Annotated in this window: 2 protein-coding genes; both read left to right on the top strand. The window is 33.7% G+C overall.

The genetic code is table 11. The features are described 5' to 3' along the window. The first annotated feature begins 330 nt into the window (after positions 1–330). A complete protein-coding gene (locus tag HW45_RS04880) occupies positions 331–903 on the top strand; it encodes a hypothetical protein (RefSeq protein ID WP_152559631.1) in 573 nt (190 codons plus the stop codon). A 13-nt stretch (positions 904–916) separates the two neighbouring features. Further along, the coding region (locus HW45_RS04875) for a TolC family protein (RefSeq protein WP_038225338.1) at positions 917–1,988 on the top strand (1,072 nt) is incomplete at its 3' end.

Raw genomic sequence — 1,988 nt, 5'->3', positions numbered from 1 at the left:
ATACATTTCCATTCAAATGCAAGTACGTAGCTTGAATCTAGGTGGAACCAGTGAGCTTGCTTGAAGATAACGGGAATAGGCATGACTGTTACGTTTATGCAAGGAGTAATCTTTTCATTGACCTGTGTTATATGTCTGACGAAAACGATATAAGGCTATTATTTTACGTATTTTCCTACAAAATTAGATGTCAATTACTTGGTATTATTGTCATTAATGTTAAGTGTATGTTCCATGTCTCCCTCGCTATAGGATGGGTTAGTTTTCTAAATGAAAGGAGAGACGATTGATGATTGACAATTATCAATTATTTCAAGAGGTTATGTAGTGGTGAATGTTAAGAAAGTTTGCGTATTTGTACTTGGCACAACGATGTTTGGGATAGCACAAGCTAATGCAGAAAGGATTGGGGGAGTAGAGAATGATTTTGATCTAGCCTATGTAGAAAATAAAAAAGCAGACAGTAATGAAGCTATCATTGGGTTTGGACTAGGAGCCCACAAAATTGATAAAGGGGCTGCTGGCGGAGGATATATTTCAGGTGTTGTCCCAGTTGATAATACTGATTTGGGTATCTATGGAAGAGGTGAGCTTATAAATGACAGGTACAAAACAGGTAGATTTTGGTCATGGAAAATGGCTATAGGTTTAGCATTTTACCCTTCCGATAAGGTAATTCCTCATCTAGAGGTGGGGAAGTGTTTTTCTAACTACTCTACATGTTATTTCAATAACCGAGAGGCTGGTAGTGCTTCCGATGATATAGATGCTATTTATTATGGAGCTGGGGTATATATAAAGGAACCATTATTTAATAATTACATCGAAGTCTCCGCTGATTGGAGTCCATACAAAAATTACTCTGGTAGATCATTATATGTTGGTTATGGTTTCGGATTTTAATTGAGATTAAATAATGCTTATTACTAAACGAAATAAAGCTCTTGCACTGATTATAATGACTACTTATTCAAGTTTCTCATTTTCTTTTGATATTGAGAATATACTGAATATCGAAAAGGAGAAAAAAGAGTATACGAAAGATATTCATGCATTGGTCATTGGTTCCGTAAATAATTCGTATAAAGCTGCAGAAATTAAAGCTGAGATTCAGTCAAAAGAACAAATATTACTCAAGGATGAATATTACTTTGTTCCCAAAGTCACATTAACTTCTGAAATCAAAGAAAAAATGGATCGTCCAGGGCATCCTGATCCTGAAGCGGACTTTAATATAAATCTGTCCGCTACTATGAAGCTCTGGAGTGATACTGTGTCCGATGAAAATAGAGCTGCATATCAAGACTTAGAATCCTCAATAAATAAATATAATTCAGTTGTTTCAAATGTATATCGTAGCATAGCTAATAATTTAGTTAAGATAGAGAACTCAAGGGATTTTCTATCTAAATCTAGGCAGTACAAGGCGGCGATGGTTAAGATTATAGAGAAAATACATAAGGTTGCTGATTCAGGTGTATTAAAAAAATCTGACGAAATTTTCGCTAGTGTGTCTTTAAAGAAATTTGAAGATTCTATACTAAATGTAGAGTCACAAGTAGAAAGTTATAAAAACAGTATTAACAACATGACTTCGCAAAAATTGTATTCAGACTCGTATGGTTTGAGTGACAATTATGTAAAGAACGAGATGTATGTAGATGAAAGCATGTTTAATATCAAATCCGTTATAAATCGAAATTTTGAACTAATTTCTCGAATCGCTAAATTAAATAAAGAGAAATCATCAGTAAAGTCTTATAATGAAAATTTCGTTGTCCAGCTAGTAACCCAGCACAATATTTCAGAAAACGGAAGTAGTAATGTTAGAGGTAAATCAGGAGCATCATATACCTATGATGATAAGGGGGATTCTTATATTGGATTGAAAGTAGCATTTACAGGTCTAGATTTTTCCAAATATCAAGAGAAAAAAAGCCAAGAGAGTCTTTTGTATAAAAAAATGATCGAATTAGACGAGTTTATTC

The sequence above is a fragment of the Vibrio sp. ER1A genome (genome assembly GCF_000733315.1).
GTDB classification, from domain to species: Bacteria; Pseudomonadota; Gammaproteobacteria; order Enterobacterales; family Vibrionaceae; genus Vibrio; species Vibrio mediterranei.
The sequence above is the reverse complement of the archived record's forward strand: the minus strand, read 5'-3'. Positions and strand labels throughout refer to the sequence as shown.